The sequence below is a fragment of the Ruegeria atlantica genome, from assembly GCF_013032505.1.
GTDB lineage: Bacteria > Pseudomonadota > Alphaproteobacteria > Rhodobacterales > Rhodobacteraceae > Ruegeria > Ruegeria atlantica_F.
In genome coordinates, this window is the sequence record NZ_WQCG01000001.1 from 1,462,173 (window position 1) to 1,484,760 (window position 22,588).

19 protein-coding genes and 1 pseudogene are annotated in these 22,588 nt (G+C 57.0%); 10 read left to right on the forward strand and 10 right to left on the reverse strand.

What is annotated here, in order from left to right:
- Positions 1–3: 3 nt before the first annotated feature.
- From GOW92_RS07195 to GOW92_RS07205, 3 genes are read right to left on the reverse strand one after another with little or no spacing between them, the layout of a single operon-like run.
- Positions 4–1,038, reverse strand: a complete 1,035-nt coding sequence (locus tag GOW92_RS07195) for an ACP S-malonyltransferase (RefSeq protein WP_170559235.1) — start codon at positions 1,036–1,038, stop codon at positions 4–6.
- Positions 1,035–3,227, reverse strand: a complete 2,193-nt coding sequence (locus GOW92_RS07200; protein ID WP_170559236.1) for a dehydrogenase E1 component subunit alpha/beta — start codon at positions 3,225–3,227, stop codon at positions 1,035–1,037. The genes GOW92_RS07195 and GOW92_RS07200 overlap by 4 nt, the downstream gene beginning before the upstream one ends.
- A 24-nt stretch (positions 3,228–3,251) precedes the next feature.
- Positions 3,252–4,418, reverse strand: a complete 1,167-nt coding sequence (locus GOW92_RS07205; RefSeq protein WP_170559237.1) for a pyridoxal phosphate-dependent aminotransferase — start codon at positions 4,416–4,418, stop codon at positions 3,252–3,254.
- Between the two features lie 97 nt (positions 4,419–4,515).
- Here GOW92_RS07205 and GOW92_RS07210 point away from each other — a divergent pair, with 97 nt between their 5' ends.
- Positions 4,516–5,406, forward strand: a complete 891-nt coding sequence (locus GOW92_RS07210) for a LysR substrate-binding domain-containing protein (protein WP_170559238.1) — start codon at positions 4,516–4,518, stop codon at positions 5,404–5,406.
- 158 nt (positions 5,407–5,564) lie between these two features.
- On the opposite strand, the gene GOW92_RS07215 is transcribed toward GOW92_RS07210, so the two are convergent.
- Together GOW92_RS07215 and GOW92_RS07220 are read right to left on the reverse strand one after the other, a co-directional pair.
- Entirely contained in the window at positions 5,565–6,722 is a 1,158-nt protein-coding gene (locus GOW92_RS07215) for an acyl-CoA dehydrogenase family protein (protein WP_170559239.1), read from the reverse strand.
- A 126-nt stretch (positions 6,723–6,848) separates the two neighbouring features.
- Positions 6,849–7,412, reverse strand: coding sequence for a TetR/AcrR family transcriptional regulator (locus GOW92_RS07220; RefSeq protein ID WP_170559241.1), 564 nt, complete (start codon positions 7,410–7,412; stop codon positions 6,849–6,851).
- A 302-nt stretch (positions 7,413–7,714) separates the two neighbouring features.
- Here GOW92_RS07220 and GOW92_RS07225 point away from each other — a divergent pair, with 302 nt between their 5' ends.
- The 7 genes and pseudogenes from GOW92_RS07225 (at position 7,715) to GOW92_RS07255 (ending at position 16,043) form a co-directional block, all read left to right on the forward strand.
- Positions 7,715–8,179 (forward strand): DUF1348 family protein, encoded by a 465-nt coding sequence (locus tag GOW92_RS07225; RefSeq protein WP_170559243.1) that lies wholly within the window; start codon positions 7,715–7,717, stop codon positions 8,177–8,179.
- A gap of 11 nt (positions 8,180–8,190) precedes the next feature.
- Entirely contained in the window at positions 8,191–8,811 is a 621-nt protein-coding gene (locus GOW92_RS07230) for a pyridoxamine 5'-phosphate oxidase family protein (protein ID WP_170559245.1), read from the forward strand.
- A 50-nt stretch (positions 8,812–8,861) separates the two neighbouring features.
- Positions 8,862–9,023 (forward strand): hypothetical protein, encoded by a 162-nt coding sequence (locus GOW92_RS07235; RefSeq protein WP_170559247.1) that lies wholly within the window; start codon positions 8,862–8,864, stop codon positions 9,021–9,023.
- 101 nt (positions 9,024–9,124) lie between these two features.
- Positions 9,125–11,608 carry a heavy metal translocating P-type ATPase gene (locus GOW92_RS07240; RefSeq protein WP_170559249.1) on the forward strand — a complete coding sequence of 828 codons (2,484 nt, stop codon included), beginning with the start codon at positions 9,125–9,127 and terminating at the stop codon, positions 11,606–11,608.
- A complete protein-coding gene (gene cueR / locus GOW92_RS07245) occupies positions 11,605–11,994 on the forward strand; it encodes a Cu(I)-responsive transcriptional regulator (RefSeq protein ID WP_170559251.1) in 390 nt (129 codons plus the stop codon). Before GOW92_RS07240 ends, cueR begins: the two co-directional genes overlap by 4 nt.
- 95 nt (positions 11,995–12,089) lie before the next feature.
- Positions 12,090–12,965, forward strand: a pseudogene (locus tag GOW92_RS07250) (NAD(P)-dependent oxidoreductase); the annotation flags it as partial.
- Between the two features lie 12 nt (positions 12,966–12,977).
- On the forward strand, positions 12,978–16,043 hold the full coding sequence (locus tag GOW92_RS07255) for an aminotransferase class III-fold pyridoxal phosphate-dependent enzyme (protein ID WP_170559255.1): 3,066 nt from the start codon (positions 12,978–12,980) through the stop codon (positions 16,041–16,043).
- 51 nt (positions 16,044–16,094) lie between these two features.
- Here GOW92_RS07255 and GOW92_RS07260 read toward each other — a convergent pair whose 3' ends face one another.
- Both GOW92_RS07260 and hemP read right to left on the reverse strand, forming a co-directional pair.
- Positions 16,095–16,571 (reverse strand): hypothetical protein, encoded by a 477-nt coding sequence (locus GOW92_RS07260; RefSeq protein WP_170559257.1) that lies wholly within the window; start codon positions 16,569–16,571, stop codon positions 16,095–16,097.
- Entirely contained in the window at positions 16,568–16,735 is a 168-nt protein-coding gene (gene hemP, locus GOW92_RS07265; protein ID WP_170559259.1) for a hemin uptake protein HemP, read from the reverse strand. Before hemP ends, GOW92_RS07260 begins: the two co-directional genes overlap by 4 nt.
- A 225-nt stretch (positions 16,736–16,960) precedes the next feature.
- On the opposite strand from hemP, the gene gph reads away from it, so the two are divergent.
- Positions 16,961–17,620 carry a phosphoglycolate phosphatase gene (gene gph, locus GOW92_RS07270; RefSeq protein WP_170559260.1) on the forward strand — a complete coding sequence of 220 codons (660 nt, stop codon included), beginning with the start codon at positions 16,961–16,963 and terminating at the stop codon, positions 17,618–17,620.
- Between the two features lie 329 nt (positions 17,621–17,949).
- Here the strand turns inward: gph and GOW92_RS07275 are convergent, their stop codons facing one another.
- Genes GOW92_RS07275 through GOW92_RS07285 form a run of 3 tightly spaced genes read right to left on the reverse strand, consistent with a single transcriptional unit; the run spans position 17,950 to position 21,335 of the window.
- Positions 17,950–19,131 carry a carbohydrate porin gene (locus GOW92_RS07275; protein WP_170559263.1) on the reverse strand — a complete coding sequence of 394 codons (1,182 nt, stop codon included), beginning with the start codon at positions 19,129–19,131 and terminating at the stop codon, positions 17,950–17,952.
- Entirely contained in the window at positions 19,128–19,892 is a 765-nt protein-coding gene (locus GOW92_RS07280; RefSeq protein ID WP_170559265.1) for a DUF3299 domain-containing protein, read from the reverse strand. The genes GOW92_RS07275 and GOW92_RS07280 overlap by 4 nt, the downstream gene beginning before the upstream one ends.
- 45 nt (positions 19,893–19,937) lie before the next feature.
- On the reverse strand, positions 19,938–21,335 hold the full coding sequence (locus tag GOW92_RS07285; RefSeq protein WP_217356505.1) for an amidohydrolase family protein: 1,398 nt from the start codon (positions 21,333–21,335) through the stop codon (positions 19,938–19,940).
- 132 nt (positions 21,336–21,467) lie between these two features.
- Here GOW92_RS07285 and GOW92_RS07290 point away from each other — a divergent pair, with 132 nt between their 5' ends.
- Positions 21,468–22,493 (forward strand): helix-turn-helix domain-containing protein, encoded by a 1,026-nt coding sequence (locus tag GOW92_RS07290; protein ID WP_170559267.1) that lies wholly within the window; start codon positions 21,468–21,470, stop codon positions 22,491–22,493.
- Positions 22,494–22,588: the final 95 nt, after the last annotated feature.

Genomic DNA, 22,588 nt, shown 5'->3' on the forward strand with positions numbered 1-22,588 from the left:
GCGTTAACCTGTTGCAAGGGCTCTTTGATCCTCGCGCCCCATTGCAATTAGGAAGGGCCGAGCTTCCTGCTGGGCCTGAAACGCGGTCTTATCTGCCATGCCGCGCCAATTCGCCAGAACCAGGGATTGCGCGACTGCACCACCCAAGGTCGCGCCAGGACCGGTGACAATGAACAAATCCGGCGCAAACTCATGCGCAGCAGTCTGGATCGCGCGGGTGAAGTCATATGGTTCGGTCACCTGATGGCCTAACGTATAGTCCCACAGCGCCGCAGTATCTGTGGCACCAGGCCACCAGATCTTTCCACGACCGTCGATCAGGGGGCGTTCAGGCTGTCCGAACAATTCTGTGTCCAGACGCGCACGCCCTTCGGCGGCAACTGGTGCCTGCAAGGCCGTGTGAAACGCAGCATGGTTTGGCAACCGTATCGGGAAACGATCCTGCACCTTGGGTTGCGACGCCTCGAATGCCAGCAGCCCCTTTTCGTTGCCGGCCAGAACCAGCATTCCGCCAAGATCAATGGATAACGCCAGATCATGACCTTGAATTGCGTTGATGCGGTCCACATCCGCGATCAACTCGGTCTTGCGCGCGGCATCATCCAACCAGTCGTCACCGACAAAAGGATAAACAAGCTGACCGCCAATCAAGTGATCCTGCATCAGCGTGCCCATGGTGTTCACGACCTTGAAACCAGCCTCAGCGGACAACGCTCCAGCGGCGGCCAGCGCGATGTACCACCCCATCGAGTTTCCGGTGACTGCAACCACCTCGATATCATCGGCCAGCGTCTGCGAGTCTGCCAGCGAGGCTGCGTAGATGAGAGGGGAAGCGATGTCTCCTTTTGAATATTTGGAAACCGTGTAGCGCGCTGCACTGTCCAGGGCAGTTACAGCCTCCTGCCCCGCTTCGGCGCGTATAGCGTCGAAGCTATGAAACATCTCCGTCTGATGCGCGTAGTGGCGATGCAGATAGCCAAGCTCGGGCTTGTTATAGGTCCCCCGTCCGGGGCAGATGACGACCGCTGTTCGGGTCATGAGCGGCCTCCGGTCAGACTAAGTGCAGCAGCGACAATCCCATCCTTCGAAGGCAACGGGGCCGCATAGGCGGGACCAGTGGCGATAAAGCAATCCTCGGCCACGACGCGCGCGGTTGAAGCCGTGGGGCTGTTTTCCGCGAAAAAGGTCATCAATGCCTCAGACTGACTGCCAGTGCGGCGGCACTCGTCGACGATCAGAACGTGTTTGCAGGACTTGGTTGCCTCACGCAGCGCATCAACGGGAAGCGGTGCCAGCCAACGCATGTCGATGATGCGGGTTTTCAGGCCCGCCGCCTCCAATTCGGGCAGAGCCTGTTTCGAAAGATAATGCCCATTACCATAGGTGACGATAGCCAAATCTGTCCCCTCGCCATGCACGCCGATTTCGCCCAACGCAGTACTCTTGTCCGGCGACGGATAGGCCGTCATCCAGCCTGCGTCTTGTGCATCGTGCAGGTCACGCATGGGATATAGGGCAATAGGTTCCAGAAAAACCACCACCCGCTGTTCTTCACGCGCCAGACGCACACATTCACGCAACATCTGCGCCGCATCCGCACCTGTTGACGGGCAGGCAATGATCACGCCGGGAATGTCACGCAGGACAGCCAGAGAATTGTCATTGTGGAAATGCCCGCCGAATCCTTTCTGATACCCAAGCCCCGCTATGCGCAGAACCATCGGATTGGTGAACTGTCCGTTCGAGAAGAACGGCAAGGTTGCGGCCTCGCCTCTGATCTGGTCCTCGGCATTGTGCAAATAAGCGAGGAATTGGATTTCGGGGATCGGGACAAACCCGTTGTGCCCCATTCCGATTGCGAGCCCCAGAATAGATTGTTCGTCCAACAACGTGTCGATCACCCGATCCGAACCAAAGCGCTGCTGCAATTTCTGGGTCACGCCATAGACGCCACCCTTGCGGCCAACATCTTCACCCATACACACGATTTCACCGTGCTGCAGCATCAGATCTGTCAGCGCCCAATTGATCAGGCGGCTCATCGGTTGCGGATCTTGCATTGCCCGCATGTCCCCACCAAAGGCATTGGCGCGCGCCTCGGTACTTGGACCGTTGGTGGGTTTGCAGGCGCGCTTGGGTGGAATCAGGCTGGCCATGACCTCGGACGCGTTGGCCAGATGGGGACGCGTCGCAGCTTCGGCAGCCACGCGGTCTGTCCGGGCGCAGGTGTCCTCGTAAATTTTCAACGCCTGATCCGGGGACAGCGCATCAGCCTGATCCAGCAATCGCACCGTGTGGAGCAGAGGATCGTTAGCTTCATCGGCCTCAACTTCGGCTTTGGGCATGTAGGTCGTTGGCACATCGGCGCCTGCATGACCGTAAAGGCGCACCGTTTTCAAATGAAGGAAAGCCGGTTTGCGGCGGGTGCGGACGTACTCGGCAGCCTCCTTGGACACGGCGTAAGTCTCAAAGATATCCAGACCATTGGCCTGAAAATACTTGATCCCCGGGCGATGCTCCATCGATGCCTGTATCCAGCCCTTGGGCGTTCTGACCGAGATTCCGATCCCGTTATCCTCGCAAACGAAAAGCAGCGGCAATGGGGTCGATTGTACGCTGGTCCAACCAGCCGTGTTGATCGCACCCTGCGCCGTGGAATGGTTGGCCGATGCGTCGCCGAAAGAGCACATCGCGATCCCGTCCAAAGGCAGTTCCCGGTGTTCCGGATCATGCCGCCGCGCCGCACCCAGCGCGTAAGCCGCGCCCACGGCCTTTGGCAAATGGCTGGCGATGGTCGAGGTCTGCGGCGGAATCGTCAGCGCCTTGGACCCCAGCACTTTATGCCGTCCGCCTGAGGTTGGATCCTCTTTCGAGCAGGCGAAGCTCAACAGCATGTCCCATGCGATCTGCTGGCCCGGCACCTGTTCGGCACGAGCGATCTGGAACGCCGCATCCCGGTAGTGAAGAAAGGCAATATCTGTTGGGCGCATTGCGTGCGCCACGGCGGCCATCCCTTCGTGCCCTGATGAGCCGATGGTATAGAACCCCTGCCCGGCCTTCTGCATCGCCCTGCTGGTGCGGTCCAAGGCGCGGCTGAGGACTTGTGACCGGTACAGCGACACCGCATCAGTCTTGCTCAGCCCTTGTCGCGGTCCTGCACCGTTGGGAAAGTCGCGATTGGCGACACGGGTCAGGAAGTTTTGGTGAACGATCTGAGCGCGGTCCATAGGATGTATCCCGGTCTTACTTGGTCATAGTTGAGCGATGGCGCCCGCGATACGGCGCACCCCTTCTTGCAGGCTTTCGGTGGCATAGGCAAAAGAAAGCCGCAGATGCCCCGGCATCCCAAACGCCCGTCCGGGCACCAGGGCAACGCCTGCTTCATTCAGCAAGTAGCTGCAAAATTCATGATCAACGGACATCTTCGCGGGGCTCTTGGGAAAGACGTAGAACGCACCATCCGGCATGGCACATTCCAAGCCGGCGGCGTTTAGGCTTTTGACAACCAAATCACGGCGAGCCTGCATTGCATGGCGGCGTTCTGCCAGCAGATCCTGCGGGCCGGTAACAGCTGCCAATGCAGCCGCTTGTGCAATCGAGCACGCGCCCGACGTGATCTGCCCCTGCACTGCAACCATCGCCTTGATCAGCGCCACCGGGCCGACGCCCCACCCAATACGCCAGCCCGTCATGGAATAGGCCTTGGACACACCGTTCACGATCAACGTTCGATCCGCCAACTCGGGGACCGCTTGCACAAAGGGTGTAAAAGGAACAAACGACAGGTGCTGATAAATCTCATCCGAAATCACCCAGACCTGCGGGTAGTTTCGCAGCACAGCACCCAACGCCCGCAATTCAGCCTTGGAATAGACCGCGCCCGTTGGGTTGGACGGAGAATTCAGCATCAGCCAACGCGTGCGCGGGGTGATCGCGGCCTCCAACTGATCCGGTGTCATTTTGAACATCTGCGTGGATGGGCAGCTTAGGATCACGGGAACACCCCCTGCCAGCCTGACCATATCCGCATAGCTTGTCCAAAACGGAGCGGCCATGATCACCTCGTCACCGGGGTTGAGGGTTGCCAGCATCGCGCCGGATAACACCTGCTTGGCGCCCGTCGATATTATTACGTTCTCAGGACCTACACCCGCCTCGTCTGCGATCGCCGAGCGCAAAGCCGGCGTTCCTGCCGTCGCGGGGTAGCGGGTCTGGCCGGCGACGGCCGCGCTATGCGCGGCCTCAACTATATGCGTTGGTGTGGGAAAATCGGGCTCACCCGTGCTAAGCGCAACTACGTCGACCCCTTGCGCGCGCAGACGTGCAGCATGTTCTGAAATGCGGACAATCTCAGATAACTCAATCCCTTCAAGGCGCTTGGCCGGCTGAATTCTTTGAAGACTGCTCGTCAGGGTCATTGTTCCACATCCACGCTGGAATCCATACCTTCTGTATCAGGCTGGTGTGGGGCAATTACCAGTGATATTCCGTGTGAAAGGTATGAGGATTAGTCATATGATTGCACCACGTCGGTTCTTACCCTCGATCCCTTCGCTCCTGGCGCTGGAAGCGGTTGATCGCCTTGGCAGCGCTTCGGCTGCGGCCGAAGAACTGTCCCTGACCCAAAGCGCGATCAGCCGACAGCTCAAGTCGATGGAGGAACAGTTGGGCGTCGCGCTCATCCAACGCAATCAGATGCGATTGCACCTGACCCCCGCCGCACGAGAGTATGTTCTGGTCGCGCGCACGGCGCTAAACCAGATAGCGCAGGCATCCCTGAAATTGAAGGCAAATCCAACAGGTGGATCGCTGAACCTGTCCATCCTACCCGCTTTTGGAATGCACTGGCTGGCACCACGCCTGCAGGATTTTGCCCGGTGTCACCCCGAAGTGACCGTGAACCTGAACACATGTCTCAAGCCGTTTGATTTTGAGGCCGAGCATTTTGATGCGGCCATTCACTTTGGCCAAAAGGACTGGCCCGGGGTAAATTACCTGCCGATAATGCGTGAACAAGTGGTCCCGGTCTGCGCACCGGAGCTGTTGCCCGGGGGCGACCAGGACCTGAGCTGGCTGATGAAAGCCCCCCTACTGCACCTTGAAACCCGGCCGGACGCCTGGGAAAGATGGTTTGCCGCACAAGGGCGGGATGCATCAGGTATGCGGGGAATGCTGTTCGATCAGTTCTCGACGATGGTGCAGGCCACGATCCACGGATTGGGGGCGGCGCTACTGCCCAGCTATCTGATTGAAAACGAATTGAAATCCGAACGGCTGGTTCCGGCTTGGAACGGACCCCGTATTAGCTTGGGGCAGTTCTTTCTAGTTTGGCCACAATCGAAGCCTGAGTCCGAGCCGTTACGGTCGTTTCGGATCTGGTTGGAAGGTCAGGTTGGCCCATTCTGAGCGAAAAAGGCTCAGCCGAAAGCTGCGCGGCCTTCGGCCTTGTGTCCTGTGGACGGCAGGTGGGCCGGGCAGGTGCGAGCACAACCGCGACTGCCCGGCCCAACGGGAGAAAACGTTTTTGTAAAACGTTGACGATGGGCGGGAGCCTTTTGGGTGTATTAATTGTCCAGCGAACGGGCGATCAGTTCTTTCATGATTTCGTTGGTACCGCCGTAAATCATTTGCACCCGCGCATCCGCATAAAGCCGGGCAATCGGGTATTCCATCATGAACCCATAACCACCGAAAAGCTGAAGACATTCGTGCATGATCTCGTTTTGCACTTCTGACCCCCAGTATTTCACCATCGAGGCCGTCGCCGCATCCAACGTGCCCGCCTCAAGCTGTGCGATGCAGTCATTGACGAAACTGCGCAGCACTTCGGCCTTGGTCTTGCATTCGGCCAGTTTGAACCGCGTGTTTTGAAAGTCCATAACGCGCTGGCCAAACGCCTTGCGCTCCTGCGTATAGCGCACAGTCTCGGCAATTGCGAAGTCGATCGCACCCAGCGCCATGATGCCGATGGTCAAACGTTCCCACGGCAATTGTTTCATCATCTGATAAAAGCCTTGCCCCTCTTCCGCACCGATCAAGTTGGTCATGGGAACCTTGACGTCTTCAAAGAACAACTCAGCCGTATCATTGGCCTTCATCCCCAATTTCTTGAGGTTACGGCCCCGGCGGAATCCTTCTGCGCCCTCGGTTTCAACTGCGATCAGCGAAACGCCCTTGGATCCTTGCGATTTATCCGTCTTTGCGGCCACCAGGATCAAATCGGCGGATTGGCCGTTGGTGATAAAGATCTTGGATCCGTTTAGGCGATAGGAATTTCCGTCTTTGTCTGCCGTGGTGCGAACGGACTGAACGTCCGAACCTGTTCCCGGCTCGGTCATGGCCAAAGCGCCCACCATTTCACCGGATGCCAGACGGGGCAGCCACTTGTGCTTTTGATCCTCGCTGCCGTAGGCGTTCAGGTAGTGGATAACGATAGACTGAATCCCGAACCCCCAGCCTGCATCGCCGCGCGCAGATTGGCCGTATAACGTGACCGCGTCAAATCCGATCCCGCCGCCTACACCGCCATATTCCTCGGGGATTGCGCCTGCCATCAGCCCCATATCCCCGGCCTTATTCCAGAAGTCGCGATCCACGACGCCGTTCTGGTTCCAACGTTCGATGTTGGGAACAAGTTCGTCATCCATGAACCGGTTTGCCATTTCGGCAAACATCTGATGTTCCTCGGTGACCCAGTTGGCGGTTGGCTTGAATAGCGACATGTAGGCTTCTCCCAAATCGAATTTCGACAAGGGTAACTTTGGACATCCTGCAAACCAACCCATCCACAGTATAGCAACGTAACGTCTTTTTTGCTCAAGACACTACGTTCACAGGTTTAAATCCGGTTAAGCCAAGGCGTTTTCCAACAGAACCCGCGCCGCTGCCTTGGCATCTTGCGCGGGGTCGCAGCTTTTGACCAGAACGGCCGTTACGATTGCGCCCTCTTGCAACAGCAGTAGCTGGCAGCCTAGTGCCTTGGGGTCGCGCGCGCCCGCCTTGCGGGCCAGATCGGTCAGAAACTCAAGCATCAGACGCTTGTGCTCGGCAGCTTGCACATGGATCGGGTGGTCCTGTTCTTGATACTCTGCGCCCGCCTTGATGAACATGCATCCGCGAAAGCTGTCCTCCTGAAACCACTCGCCCAGCGCATCGAAACTGGCAATCAACCGTTCAGCGGGCGTATCTGCTAGCTCATCTATCCGGGCCATAAACCAGTCGCGAAAACTCTCATTTCGTAGCCGCAAAGCCGCCAGGATGAGTTCTTCCTTTGTGCGGAAATGCTTGTACATCGACGTTTTTGACACGCCTGTTTCAACCACCAGCTTGTCCATGCCGGTGGCGTGAAATCCGTCACGATAGAAGACCTGCAAAGCCTTGCGGACCAGCTCGTCACGTTTGTTCGGGCGCATCAGTCAGCTCCTGTATGTACTGATCGGTACATAATGCACTGCAGCGATGGCTGCAACAAAAACAGCCTAACCTACTGTTTTCATTCACTCCTCATCAGAAACTCAGATTTGGGATCAAATTAATTCAGCTCAATACTTGAAAAAGGTTACCGATCTGTACACATTGAGCTCATAGTGTACCGATCTGTAAACCTCCGGAGTAAACCAATGAAATCCCGCAGCAGACCATTCCCGCCCCAATACGTCCCCCTTCTTTTGACAATCGCTTTGTTGGCAGCCTCACTGACTTGAAAGACTTGTAAATGACTCGTCCCCCTTTGCCCCCGTTCACACTGGAAACCGCAACGCAAAAAGTGCGGATGGCGGAAAACGCCTGGAACAGCCGTGACGCGGATGTTGTTACCCCGGCCTACACTGAAGACAGCCGGTGGCGTAATCGGGCGGAATTCCTGAGCGGGCATGCAGACATCCATGCGTTTCTAACTCGCAAATGGCACAAGGAACTGGAATATCGGCTGATCAAAGAGCTGTGGGCCTATTCCGGTGACCGAATTGCGGTGCGCTATGCATATGAATGGCGGGACGACAGCGGTCAGTGGTTCCGGTCTTATGGCAACGAAAACTGGCAATTTGCACAAGATGGTCGAATGGCTGAACGCCACGCATCGTTGAACGATCTGCCTATTGCTGAAGCTGAACGATTATTTTTCTGGTCGCACGGCCCTCGGCCCGATGATCATCCTGGCCTGTCCGAACTGGGACTTTGAAAGGACATCTCATGCCCCGCGCTTTTTCAGAACTGACCTTTACCCCCGCCGTCCGCGCCCATCAGGAGCGAATGGGATCTGCCAAAACCTATGCAAAATTCATCGAAAGCGGCCCGCAGCAGGGTCATGAAATCGGTGAGCCCGAAAAAGCCTTTATCGAAGCGCGGGACGGGTTCTATCAATCCACCGTGTCCGAGACCGGTTGGCCATATGTGCAATACCGCGGTGGCCCGATCGGGTTTCTCAAGGTTCTGGGACCGCAGACAATCGGGTATGCCGATTTTTCCGGCAACAAGCAGTATATCTCGCGCGGGAATCTGGACGGAAACAACCGGGTGGCGATGATCCTTATGGATTACGCCAACCGGCGCCGCCTGAAAATCCTTGGCAGGGTCGAGTTCACTGAAGGCGAAACCGCAGCGACCAGCCTATACCCGGATGGCGCCGATGCCCCAGCTGAACGCGCTGTAATCATCCGGGTTGAGGGATTGGATTGGAATTGCCCACGCCACATTACGCCCCGATTTACCGAGGCCGAGCTTCGGCCGCATCTTAATTCACTAGGGCAGCAATTGGCGCAACTTCAGGCCGAAAATGAGAAACTGAAGCAAGAGCTGGCAAGCCTTTCCTGATCCAGCAACGGCAAAAATTTATCTGCTTATCTTGAACAAGGACATTCCCGATGAAACGGTCCACATTGAATGTCGCCAGTTTTTGCCTCGTTGGTTTTGTCTTGGCCACGGCCGCTCTGATGTTGGCGTTTTTTGCGTCACCCCAGGCTGTGCGCACCTCGCCACCGGCGGTTTACAACACGCTCCTGCTAGAAACGCTATCGACCCGATAGCGCGCGTTCCGGGAAATAAAAAGAAAACCTCTGTTTGCCCTTGACCTTCCCGTGACTGGAACCCCCATCTGGTGGATGAAAGTCAATTCAGGATGAGTCGCATGACTACGCCGCAAATCACTCAACTCAAAATTTCGGGCATGTCCTGCGCGTCTTGTGTGGGACGAGCCGAGGCCGCTTTGAAAGCGGTACCAGGCGTGACCGAGGCTTCGGTCAATTTCGCAACAGAAACGGCTCAGATCACGCATACCAGGCCAATCAACGCGTTGACGAACGCCCTGAGCGACGCCGGATACCCAGCGATCAGCAAACAGACGACCCTGAAAGTCGGCGGGATGAATTGTGCATCCTGCGTGGCCAAGATTGAAAAAGCGCTGAAAGCTGACCCTGCTGTCGTTGATGCGCAAGTTAATCTTGCAACCGAAACCGCTGTGGTCACGTTTATCGACGGGGCTACCGATCCGCAAAAACTGGCCAATTTGTCCGAAGCTGTCGGATACCCCGCACGTGTGGCGGACGGCGTGCCGGATACGCCCGCAAATCACACGAACGCCAATGAAACCCATGCGCTGACTCGCGCGACGATCTTGGCAGCCGTGCTCGCATTGCCGGTATTTATTTTGGAAATGGGTGGGCACATGATCCCCGCCTTCCATCATTGGGTTCATGCCACGATCGGCACGCAATCCAGTCACCTTGTGCAGTTTGCTCTGACCTCCGTCATTTTGGCTGGCCCCGGGCGTGTGTTTTACGTCAAAGGCATTCCGTCATTGATGCGAGGATCGCCCGATATGAACGCGCTGGTCGCCCTGGGAACGGGGGCCGCCTACTTATTCTCGGTCACCGCAACCTTCGCCCCGCAAATCCTGCCACAGGGCAGCGCCAATGTATATTTCGAGGCCGCATCGGTCATCGTGGTCCTTATCCTGCTGGGCCGCGTCATGGAGGCGCGCGCTAAAGGCCGGACTGGCGCGGCGATCCGTAAGCTGGTCGGGTTACAGCCCAAAACGGCAAGGGTAGAACAGGACGGCAACTTCTTTGATCGACCCATCGCCGATATCGCGGTGGGAGATATTCTGCAGATCCGCCCGGGTGAGCGGGTTCCCGTGGATGCCGAGGTTCTGGACGGCAACTCTTATGTGGATGAAAGCATGATCACAGGCGAACCGGTGCCGGTGGGCAAAGCATCCTCGGATCAGGTCGTTGGCGGCACGGTGAACGGCACCGGTGCGCTGCGCGTGCGCGCAACGCGTGTTGGTGCCGACACGGTTCTGGCTCAGGTCATACATATGGTCGAACAGGCGCAGGGGGCGAAACTGCCGATACAGGGTCTGGTCGATCAAATTACTGCAAGGTTCGTTCCGGTGGTGATCGCAGTGGCTTTGCTGACGATAGCGGTCTGGTTGGTGTTTGGCCCTGAACCGACATTGCCAATGGCCATGGTCGCCGGGGTTTCGGTTTTGATCATCGCCTGTCCCTGTGCCATGGGCCTGGCGACACCAACCTCGATTATGGTTGGTACCGGTCGCGCAGCAGAGCTGGGTGTGCTGTTCCGCAAAGGCGATGCGTTGCAGCAATTGCAACAGGTCAAAGTAGTGGCTTTGGACAAAACCGGGACACTCACGCAAGGGCGGCCGGAGCTTGCCGGCGTTAAGACCGTGAACGACTTTGACCGCGACGACGTTTTGCGTTTGGCAGCCGCAGTCGAGTCACGTTCAGAGCATCCCATCGCCTCGGCCATCACCCGCGCCGGGCCATCAGATTTGCCCAATATTACGGGTTTTGAATCACTCACCGGTCTGGGTGTTCAGGCCATAGTCGAGAGGCAAAAGCTGCTGATCGGATCGGCCAGACTGATGGAGCAGAACAACATTGCCGTCATGCAAGAGCTGATGGCTGAGGCCAACCAGCGCGCAGCCGAAGGCGCGACACCCTTGTTTGTGGCCATCGACGGACAAGCTGCTGCGATGCTGGCAGTGGCGGACCCAATCAAACCCGGCACTGTGCAGGCGCTGGAACGTCTGCACGAGATGGGGCTGACATTGGCGATGGTGACGGGCGACAACGCTCGTACGGCGCAGGCTTTGGCAGGCAATCTGGGCATCGATCATGTCACGGCCGAGGTACTGCCTGATGGCAAGCTGTCCGCGATTAATGCGTTGCGCGACACGTTCGGCTCTGTGGCTTTTGTCGGGGATGGTATCAACGACGCCCCTGCATTGGCGGCGGCGGATATCGGTATCGCGATTGGAACCGGCACTGACGTGGCGATTGAAACCGCTGACGTGGTGCTCATGTCTGGTGATTTGCGCGGTGTCGTTAATGCGGTTGAGATCAGCCGCAGGACAATGCGCAACATCAAGCAGAACCTGGGCTGGGCCTTTGGCTATAACATCCTGCTCATCCCGGTTGCTGCAGGTGTTCTTTACCCGTTTAGCGGACACCTCTTGTCACCAGCCCTCGCCGCTGGGGCGATGGCGTTGTCGAGTGTCTTTGTCGTCTCGAATGCACTACGTTTGCGACGCGTCCGTGCCAGCCTGCCTGACACTCCGCAAGGCCATTCAACGCAAACGGTGACCTCATGAATATCGGCGACGTTTCAAACCAGACAGGTCTGCCCGCGAAAACGATCCGCTACTACGAGGATATCGGGCTGATCAAACCACTGCGCGATGACAACGGTTACCGCCGATTCCGCAGCCAAGATGTGCACAAGCTGAACTTTTTGGGCCGCGCCCGCGCCTTGGGTTTCACGATCGAGGATTGCCGCACATTGATGGCACTCTACGAGGATGAAACCCGTGCCAGTGCCGATGTTAAAAAGGTAGCCCGCGCGCATATGGCCCAAATCGAAGCCAAGATTGCCGATCTAAACGCGATGCGAGATACGCTTGGCCACCTTATTGACGCCTGTGCGGGAGATGACCGGCCCGATTGCCCGATCCTACAGGATTTGGGCGGCAAGGCGTGACGCGGGGTTGCCCTTTGGGCGCAGCTTTGCTTTGTCTCTGCTAAACACTCCGGCCTGCTGAAAAAAGACAGGCACCGGACAGCAGAGAGGATCACCAAATGGCAAAAGTCGCGTTTCTGGGTCTGGGCGTCATGGGCTATCCCATGGCCGGTCACCTGCAGGCCGCCGGGCACGATGTCACCGTATTTAATCGCACCGCGGCAAAGGCCGAAGCCTGGGTCGCCCAACACGGCGGTTCGATGGCTGCGACGCCGCGCGAAGCTGCAGAGGGTGCAGAATTCGTTATGGCTTGCGTCGGAAATGACGATGACCTGCGCATGGTTTGCACGGGTGAGAACGGTGCGTTCAACGGTATGTCGGACAGCGCGATTTTTGTCGACCACACGACCGTTTCCGCCAAGGTGACGCGCGAGCTTTACGACGCAGGAGCAACCCGTGGCATTGCTTTTGTGGACGCCCCAATCTCCGGCGGCCAGGCAGGAGCCGAAAACGCAGTCCTGTCGATCATGTGCGGCGGAGATCAGGCGGCTTATGATGCGGCAGAACCGATCATGCAGGTCTATTCCAAGATTTGCCGTCGCATTGGCGACAGCGGCGCGGGTCAAATGACCAAAATGTGTAACCAGATCGCTATTGCCGGCTTGGTGCAAGGCCTCAGCGAGGCATTGCACTTTGCCGAGAAAGCAGGGCTGGACGGCCGGTCGGTCGTCGAAGTGATCAGCCAGGGCGCGGCAGGCAGTTGGCAGATGGCGAACCGGTATGAAACGATGCTGGATGACCATTTCGATCATGGGTTTGCGGTGGACTGGATGCGTAAGGATCTTGGCATCTGTTTGGACACGGCCAATGAAACGGGGGCTTCGCTGCCCGTGACCGCGCTGGTCGATCAGTTTTACAAAGATGTTCAGAAACTGGGTGGTGGGCGCTGGGACACATCCTCGCTCTTCAAACGCCTGCGCGCGCTGGACTAAAGGACTGCAAACATGGTTGAGCCGACGGATTTCTGGGCTCGCGCCCTACGCACCCAATGGGGGCATGAGGCTAAGCTGACCCGACTGGACGGCGAATATGACCTCAACTTTCTGGCCAGGGCCACCAACGGCCAAAACTATGTGCTGAAAGTCATGCGCGCAGACTGCGAGGTCGAGTTCATTGACCTGCAGATCAAGGCTTTGGAACACCTCGCTGCCGAGGCTCCGGGGCTTCCCTTTCCTGCTGTTTTCCCTGACATCAACGGTGCGCTGCTACCGGAAATCTCGGATCAGGATGGGCAGCCACGACTGGCTTGGCTGCTCGAGTGCTTGCCGGGCCAATGCTATGCCAAGGCGGCACCGAAGCCCGAAGAACTGATCATGAAGCTGGGCCGCGTTTTGGGGGCAACCGGCAGGGCGTTGGAGCGATTTGACCACGAAGGACTGCACCGCCCGGATTTCAAATGGGACCTTACGCAAGCGGGCTGGATCGCGGACAAGCTGGACGCCATCACAGATCCGGCGCGACAGGCCATGTTGTCCGAGATTTGCGCTGGTTTCGATACGATTTCGGACCGTTTGGCCAGCCTGCCGAAACAGGCAATCCACAATGATGCTAACGACTACAACATCTTGGTCGACGGAGAGTTGGGGCAGCGCCAGACAGTCTCGGGCCTGATTGATTTGGGGGACATGTGCGCCGCGCCGCGTATCTGCGATCTGGCGATTGCCGCAGCTTACATCGTTCTGGACCATCCAAAGCCTGAGCGCGCGCTGACAGCGCTGGTTCGCGGCTATCACGCCGCAAACCGGTTGCGGGCTGACGAGGTTGATCTGATCTGGCCACTGCTGCGGATGCGGCTGGCGGTGTCGGTGGTCAACTCGACCCTAATGGCGTCCGAGAACCCGGATGATCCTTACGTGACAATCAGTCAGGCCCCCGCATGGCGGTTCCTGGAGAACAATGCAATCAATGGCGGTCTGATGTCCGCGCGGTTGCGCGCTGGATGCGGATTGTCCGTGACGGACGGGGCTGAACGCATCCATGCCTATCTCTCTGAACATCGCGGTCAGTTCGCCCAAATGTTCGACCAGGACCTAAGTGAAGTTCCAATGGGATCGCTGTCGGTCGAGAATTCAACATGGCCACAGAACCCCTTCAACATGCCGCTGGGTGAAGCCGCGCGCGTGGGTGAGGAGTTCGGAGAAGGCCTCTGGCTAGGCTATTACAATGAACCCCGCCTGATCTATGCCGAGCCTGCGTTCCGCAAAGGGCCGTGGAAAGCTTCTGACCGACGGACGGTGCATTTGGCAGTGGACATATTCGCCCCCGCCGAAACCATCTTGCATGCGCCGATGAGCGGTCGGGTCGAAGCCGTTGAAAACCGCAATGCCCACCTGGACTACGGCGGTGTCGTGATCTTGCACCATGAAACGCCTGAAGGCGATCCGTTCTATACCCTCTATGGTCATCTGGACCCCGAGGTTTGTGGGCGGCTAAAGCCCGGTGATCCCGTGGCGCAAGGTGCCGCCTTTGCTCGACTGGGGAATTCTACGCAAAATGGAGGCTGGGCCCCGCATGTGCATTTCCACCTGGCTTTGACTACGGACGGGATGCAAAACGATTGGCCTGGTGTCGGCGATCCGGATGAGATGGAGCTGTGGCACGCCGTTTGCCCCAACCCCGCAGCCCTGCTGAACCTGCCGGATGACAAGGTGTTCTATCGCCCGACCGACAAACAGGCGATCCTGCAAGGGCGGCATGATCATTTCGGCGGAAACCTGAGCCTGACCTATGACGATCCGGTCATGCTGGTGCGCGGGTGGAAACACCACCTTTTTGATGAGTGGGGTCGCCCCTACCTGGACGCCTACAACAACGTCCCGCATGTGGGCCATGCTCACCCACGCATTCAGGCCGTGGCAGCAGATCAGCTGAAACGGATGAATTCGAACACACGCTACCTGCACCCGGCGCAAACAGCGTTTGCCGACAAGATCCTGTCCAAACTGCCCGATCATTTTGAGGTCTGCTTCTTCGTAAACTCGGGTACCGAGGCAAACGAACTGGCCTTGCGATTGGCCCGGGCACATACCGGAGCCAAGGGAATTGTTACGCCGGACCACGGCTATCACGGCAATACCAATGCAGCGGTGGCAATCTCGGCTTACAAGTTCAAAAAGCCGGGCGGGATCGGTCAGGCGGATTGGGTCGAACTGGTCGAGGTTGCAGACGATTTTCGTGGCTCGTACAAGCGCGACGATCCTGATCGCGCCCAGAAATTCGCTGACCTCGTGGATCCGGCTATCGCCGCGCTACAGGACAAAGGCCAAGGGCTGGCTGGCTTTATTGCAGAAACCTTCCCCTCGGTTGGCGGTCAGATCATCCCACCCAAAGGATATCTGCCAGCGGTATACGATAAGATCCGCGCAGCAGGCGGCGTATGCATTGCGGATGAGGTTCAGACCGGCCTTGGTCGCCTTGGTGACTACTATTTCGGCTTTGAACATCAGGGCGCGCTGCCGGATATCGTTGTTATGGGCAAGCCCATCGGTAACGGCCATCCGCTGGGTGTTCTCGTTACGACCAAGGCCATCGCGGACAGTTTCAACAACGGGATCGAGTTCTTTTCGACCTTCGGCGGCTCCAACCTGTCTTGCCGGATTGGCAAAGAGGTGTTGGATATCGTCGATGACGAAGGCCTTCAAGGCAACGCCCGCGACATGGGCTTGCGGCTGATGGACGGGCTCCGACAGATTGAAGCCGATTTCAGCTGTGTAGGAGACGTGCGTGGCATGGGCTTGTTTCTGGGTGTGGAGCTGATCAATCCAGACAATTCCGAGGGCACCGAGATCTGCAGCTACGTCAAGAATCGGATGCGTGATCACCGTATCCTAATCGGCAGTGAGGGTCCCAAAGATAACATCCTGAAAATTCGCCCGCCCCTGACCATCGAGGCGGAAGACGTCGACATGATCCTATGGGCCTTGCGCGACGTACTGTCCGAGGTTGGTGACTATGCCCCCGCGCCGGCCTGCGATCACGATCATCATCACGCTGGATGCGGGTGCTGCTGAAGCAAAAAAACCCCGACTCTGATACGCCGGGGTTTTTAAGTTGCCTGCTGCTTAATGCAACACGGCCGAGGGGGACTTATGCCCTGTGGTCGGCAGGGGTATCGACGCGGTCATGCGGCGCAGTACCATGCCCATCTCTTCGGACAGCGATGCCAACGCCGGGGCAAAGTCGGGCCGAACGATAAGGGATGCCATCATCATGGCGTCTTCCCGCGCACCTTCTGACGCCGCAGCAATCATCTGCGCAAAGCAGTTCTCATCTGCGCCGAGGCAGGAACAGCCCAACCCGTGCCGCACCAAGGGACGACGACCGTGATGAGCACACAGCCCGCACAGACGGTCCAGCGTCATCATCGCCGCCCGCCCCTGGTCCAGACCGAGCGCGATTTCGAAATCGCTTGCTGCATCCGCACGCGCCTGGGGGCTTTCGCTCCATAAACGCAGATACATAACGGCGCCAACTTCGATCGGGCTGAGGTCGGACAGACGCCCAACCGCAGCCCCGCCGCGCGAGGAAGGCGCGCTCATTTCGTCAGGATCAGCTTGCCGGCGCGTGTGATACGCAGTGTGTAAAGTTGATCGCCCAGTTCGATATGGGCCAAGTTGCCACCCTTGGTCAAATCTTCGGCTTTGTGGGCCGGGAGCATGGACACCGCATAGGACTGGCTGGCATTTGGATTCTGCACATTCATCAGGACAACTCCAGTAGGTTCTCGGGCGAAGGGCCTTAATTTGTTCGCGCTTTCAACAATATGGCTGACCCGAACCGGGTTGGCTGAAGGGATCTTGACGCTAATCTGATTAATTTAGTCAGGTATGTCAACCCCGTTCCTCGGAAAACACGGTCTCGGGGTAATTGCGTCGAGATTTCATGCAGGCTAGGTCTGGTTCACACTCATTTACAGACGGGAATACCGATGACCGCGACAATCATGTTCGACTTGGATGGAACGCTGGTGGACAGCCTTCCGGACATTGCTGCGGCGGCCAACCGGACATTGCTGGATATCGGCATCGCCCCCCTGCCAGAAAGCACAATCAAACAATTTGTGGGTAATGGCCTGCCAAAACTGGTCGAGCGAATGATCCGCCATCACGACCTGCCGATCGGGCGGCATGGAGAATTGACCAAACTGACGCTGGCCCATTACTCTGCCGCCTCCAGCGAGAAAACGATCCCGTACCCCGGCGTTCCACAAGCGCTGGCGAAACTGCGCGAAATGGGTTGCGTTTTGGGTGTATGCACGAACAAACCCGAGGCCCCGGCGCGACATATCTTAGAGGCGCTGGATCTGGCTCAACACTTCGACACTGTATTTGGCGGCGATACACTGGCTGTTCGCAAACCTGATCCCGCGCACCTTGAAGCGAGCTTCAATGCCGTCGCCAATGCCGGCCCGCGTCTTTATGTCGGCGACAGCGAGGTGGATGCCGAAACTGCATACCGTGCCAAAGTACCCTTCCTGCTGTTTTCGGAAGGCTACAGAAAGACCCCGGTTGCAGAGATCCCGCACAACTTCAGCTACGATGACACGCACAAGTTGCCTGCACTCGTGCTGGAGGCAGTACAAGGTTAGTGGCAAATTTTCGGGAAAGGGGCTTGAAAAAGGCGGTTGAGGGGCCGGCCGAGGGGGTAAGTAGCCAGCCCCTCATCGGGGAAAAGTGGTATTGTCCGCAGTAAATCTTTGGATGATTTAAAGTTAACGAATCGACTTGTTTTCAGGAATTGGGGGTTTCCCGTAGGCAGGCATAACCGATTGAAATTGTGCAAATTTTTTTGACGGAAAAATACGATTTTGCGGAAAAACTCGTTTCCGAAGGCAACCAACCCCCAGAATCGTGAGCTGGAGCATTGAAACAGGTTATCTCCGAGCATCTTCAACGCCGAAGCACTGGACTTTCTTTGTCAGAAAACGATCCGTGTTCGCAGGCCGATCAACGTTACGCTGGATTGCTCCTGGTTCAACAAAGGGTTTTCGATGAACTGCAAAGACGGTGTGATCTGCAGGCCCGGTGAAATCGAGAAGCGGTAGAACGCTTCAACCGTGAACTGATCCCCATCGACGCCACGCGCTTCGGCCCAGTTCAAACCCAGCCCGGCAAGATCCGTGTTGCGACCGAAATATCCGACCCCCGCTGAAACAGAGCGGTCGTACAATGCTGCAGTTCCTTTCGCCGCGCCAGCGCGCAAGAATGGCATCCATTTGTTATCCACGAACCAAGCAGCGGAAAAGGCTGCGCCATAATCCTCAGCGCGGCTGCCATCATCAGCGGCATCGGCGTGCCACAGGGTCAGGTGGACGTTGTCAAAATAGATGCGGTCGAAACTGGACGTGTAGCCAAGCTCTAACGACTTGAAGAGATTACCGTCGCTGAACACGTCAAAACTCGGGTCCGAAGGATCTGCATTGGCGTCGGCTACACTGGCTACGGCGTATAGATTGCTGCTCAGCTTCAAGCCGCCGGCAATCCCCAACCCTGGATTGGGGGCGTTGATTGTCGGATTCGTGTTGAAGGCAAGGTTCTGAAAACCGCTATAGGGGCTGACCAGCCCATAGACATCTACAAAATCGGTGACGTCGATTTGGCCTATCTGCAATGTCCATGCACCATCATCTGCCCTTTGGGTCCAGAACAGGTTGGTCAACAATAAGCCACTGTCGTTGAATGCTGTGCCCGTGATGGACAGCGCCCCGCCGTCCAACCCCAGAAACTGTGGCGCAACTTCCGTATATTTATGGCGATGCTCGATTTTGAACGTCAAAGAGCCTCGTTCGGTTGCCTGCCAGTTGCCATACAACCGCGCGATACCGCTGGCCGCTTCACCGGTCCCCAAATCAGCGTTCGTGGATTGACCCAATGCCAAGTAGTCGAAGTTGAACCGAAAACCGTTCTCGGCCAGACCGTCTTTCCAACGAAACCATCGCGGCGCAATGTTTTTCGGAAAATCCGAACGATACTGCGGATCTGTCAGCCCATCACCGGGTTCTAGTTCGGCCCCAACAGAAGAAGGTCCGGACAAACCCTGCGCCCAAGCCCCGCTTGTGCAAACAAGAAGCAGCAGCGTGGCAATCGAAGCTCTGATCATTCGGACGCCTTATTGCCGCCGGTCTTGCGATTGCCTGCCCCGCGAAGGCGGTTGGCACCGCTCTGCGTCCATTCAAGGCTGTCGCCGCGGGTTTCCAGTGTCTCGGCGCTGTCGGCATCCAATTGAAAGGTCGCGTGCATGGGCATCAAGCCATCCACGACCATCATTCTTTGATCCGAAGGGGCTATGGTCAGCTTTCCCGTCAACCGCACAGGTTCATGGAAAAAGCTGGGGGTCCAATCCCCGTCCAACCGTACCCGGATCATCTGATTTGGCGGCGGCGGAGGCATGTGGCTGCACATGCCCCGTTCCGGCACCAGATAGGCCACAGGCCGACCGTCCGCATCTGCAGGTGCCGGTATTGCAAACCCTGCAAGTGTGATCGTTTGCCCGTCGATCAGTGGATTTCCCGCTGTTGCGGCCAATTCACGCCGTTCGGTCACAACTTGCCGCTGGGCCAGTAACCAATCGACATCGACTCCGCCAGCTGCAAGGGCATCTTCGGTCTCGGTCAGAAGCTCTTGCCATTTGTGCCGTTCCTCTGCGCTGCCGACATCCTGCTGCAGCCTGCTACGCATACGAACGACGAACAGTACGTCATCGAACATTTCCGGGCTGAGTTCCCTGTATGGGTCCTTGAAAGCCTGAACCGATGGGTCCGGCAAATCGGACCAGTCAATAACGCCACCCGGAGCCGCGATTGCAGCAGAACCGGCTAGGGTCAGTGCGACCGCTGTGACCATCGTGTAAAAGGCTTTCATCCGCGCCCTCCGATACATCGCTTGTTTCGGTGCATCTACCTTAAATCAGTCCAACGTATTTTTGTAGATGACGCCGTCTTTCATGATCAAACGGATGGTCTCAGGGCTGTCTGGTCGCGGGTCCGCACCAAACCACTGATTGCCGGTTCCAGTGACCGAGAAATCCTCGAGCGGGTTACCATCAATCAGCAGAATATCCGCATAGGCACCTTGTTCGATCACACCCAGTTTGCCGCCAGTATACGGGTTCATGAAATCACCGGACAAAGCAACAACTTCGCCGCCTGTCGAGGTCAGCGTAACCATCGACGTATAGGGGCCGAAAAACTCGTTGTTCAGGTGCTTTTCATAAGCGATTTGAATGTTGCATGCCTCGACAGATCCAACGCAGTCGGTCTGGAACCCACGCTTTACCGGGCACTCCTTCATGTTGTCGATGTAGCCTGCAAAAGTTGCCGATGCGGACTTAGCCTTAGCCAGGCTGGCGGGCACGTTTGCAACCGCGGGGATTTCAAGCAAGCCCGGATCAAATGCGGTCAGGTTTGTGGTGATGTAAGCCCCCTTCGCGTTCATGACCTCGGCAATCTCACAGTCAAACGAGAACCCGTGTTCGATCGACATCACCCCGGCTTCCAAGGCGCTCAGGATCGCCTCTTTGCGGTAAGAGTGCGCCATGACGTAACTGCCATACTCATTTGCAACCTGCACAGCGGCTTCAATTTCTTCGCGAGACCCGGCAAGCAATTGCCACGGATCGAACGCCGAAACGACACCGCCAGATTGCATGAACTTCAGCTGCGTTGCGCCCATACGGAAATTGTTTCGCGCGAATTTGTAAACGTCATCCACGCCGCTCACTTCCTGCGCCATGTTCAAACGGCCCATATTGGTATCCGATCCGGGAGGTGCCGTGAAATTGGCAAAGTCGGCGTGACCACCGCGCGTTCCTATGAAAGCGCCAGAGGGAAAATATCGGGGACCAACAATCTGCCCCGCGTCGATGGCGCGGCGAAGTCCGCCATTGGCGCCACCCGCGTCCCTAACGGTGGTGAACCCCTGCATCAGGTACATCTCGGCCATTCTGGCCCCGTGAATGGCAAAATCCTCCCAGGTTGTGTTGGCCTCCATTGCAGGAAGGGTTGGCCCCATCAGCATAAGATGCGCATGAAGCTCAATGAAACCTGGCGACAAGGTCCGACCGCCCCCATCAACAACCGTGGCGTTCGGCGCATCGATCGTATCGGTCGAGACGGATTTTATCAGGTTACCCTCGACCAGCACGCTGGCATTCTCGATGCGCTGTTCGCTTACCCCATCAAATACGTGCACGTTAGTAAACAAGGTTTGCGGGGCTTCAGTATCCTGGGCCATCGCGGGCAAACCAAAAGAACTGGCCGCAGCAAAAAACGCAGCCCATAGCAGTGGTGTTCGTGATCCGGACATAGGCAACCTCGATATATTCGAATATCTGAGATGTTAGCTTGATTTAGCTACAAGTAGTTGCCAGTTTTCAATCTCATTGTTTGAATAAGGTGCAAAAAGTGGTCATCGAGCCAACCCCGAAAGGTGACGGACATGCCTATAAACACCATTGCACAGGGCCAAAGCGAAGGATTTATTCGGCTCGCGCTGGCGGCACCGTTTCTGAACTATCTCACGGAACGCCAGATTGACCCCCAGCCTGCTTTAGATCAGGTGGGCCTTCAGGCCGAGCTCTTGTCCGATCCGTCCGTCTATGTGCATTCAGAATTGGTTTACGGACTTCTTAACGCCTTTTCAGACATAGCAGGAGATCGTTATCTTGGACTGCATGTCGGAGAGTCATTCAACTTGCACGAGTGGCCGCCGTTTGCGCAGGCCCGACATTCATCCAAAACGCTCTTTGAGTTCTTTGCCCGCTTTGTCCGGCTCGTTCCGCAAGAGTCCAGTTCGGTACGCCACAGGCTGATTTTAGATGCAGACAAAGCAATCTATCGGATCGAACGGCAGCAGGACCCAGCCGTACCTCCGGTTCAGGTCACAGGATTCGGGGCCGCGATCTATGTTCGTCTACTGCAAACCGTGGTCGCACAGTCCTGGAGCCCTTCGGTCGTGCGGTGGGAAAGCCGCTACATCAACGGGGTCCCACTTGGCTACAAGGGCATTGAAGTCGGACTCGGGACAGATCCAGGGATGCAAATCAGCTTTCCGGTCGACTGGCTATTAAAGCCTCATTCATTCGACGCCTCAGTTGAACCACAAACTTCTCCCAAGCAACAAGAAGAGATCACTGTCGTCGCCGCGATACGATCCGTTTTGCGCGATAAGCTAGACGAAGCTGACTTGAGTCCACCGGCCGTTGCCCGCCTGCTCGGCCTTCAAGCGGATCGGCTGCTGAGGGCTCTGCACCAACAGGGAACAACGCTGCCGCGGGAAATCAAACGCCTCAAGGTCGACGTCGCCAAAGATCACCTAAGCCGCAACGACAAGACAATAACTGAAATTAGTCTGATGTTGGGATATTCAGACAAGTCTCATTTCACGCGTTTTTTTCGTGGTCAGATGGGAGTTACGCCGTCGCGATTTCGCGGGCAGGTAAGTTCTGACGAGTTTTTCTCGTAGGTCGACCGTATTTTTGGTCTTATTTTTGGTTTTGGTTTTGGTTTTGATTTGATTGTTTTATTCGATTTGGTTGCGGGAGTAGGATTTGAACCTAC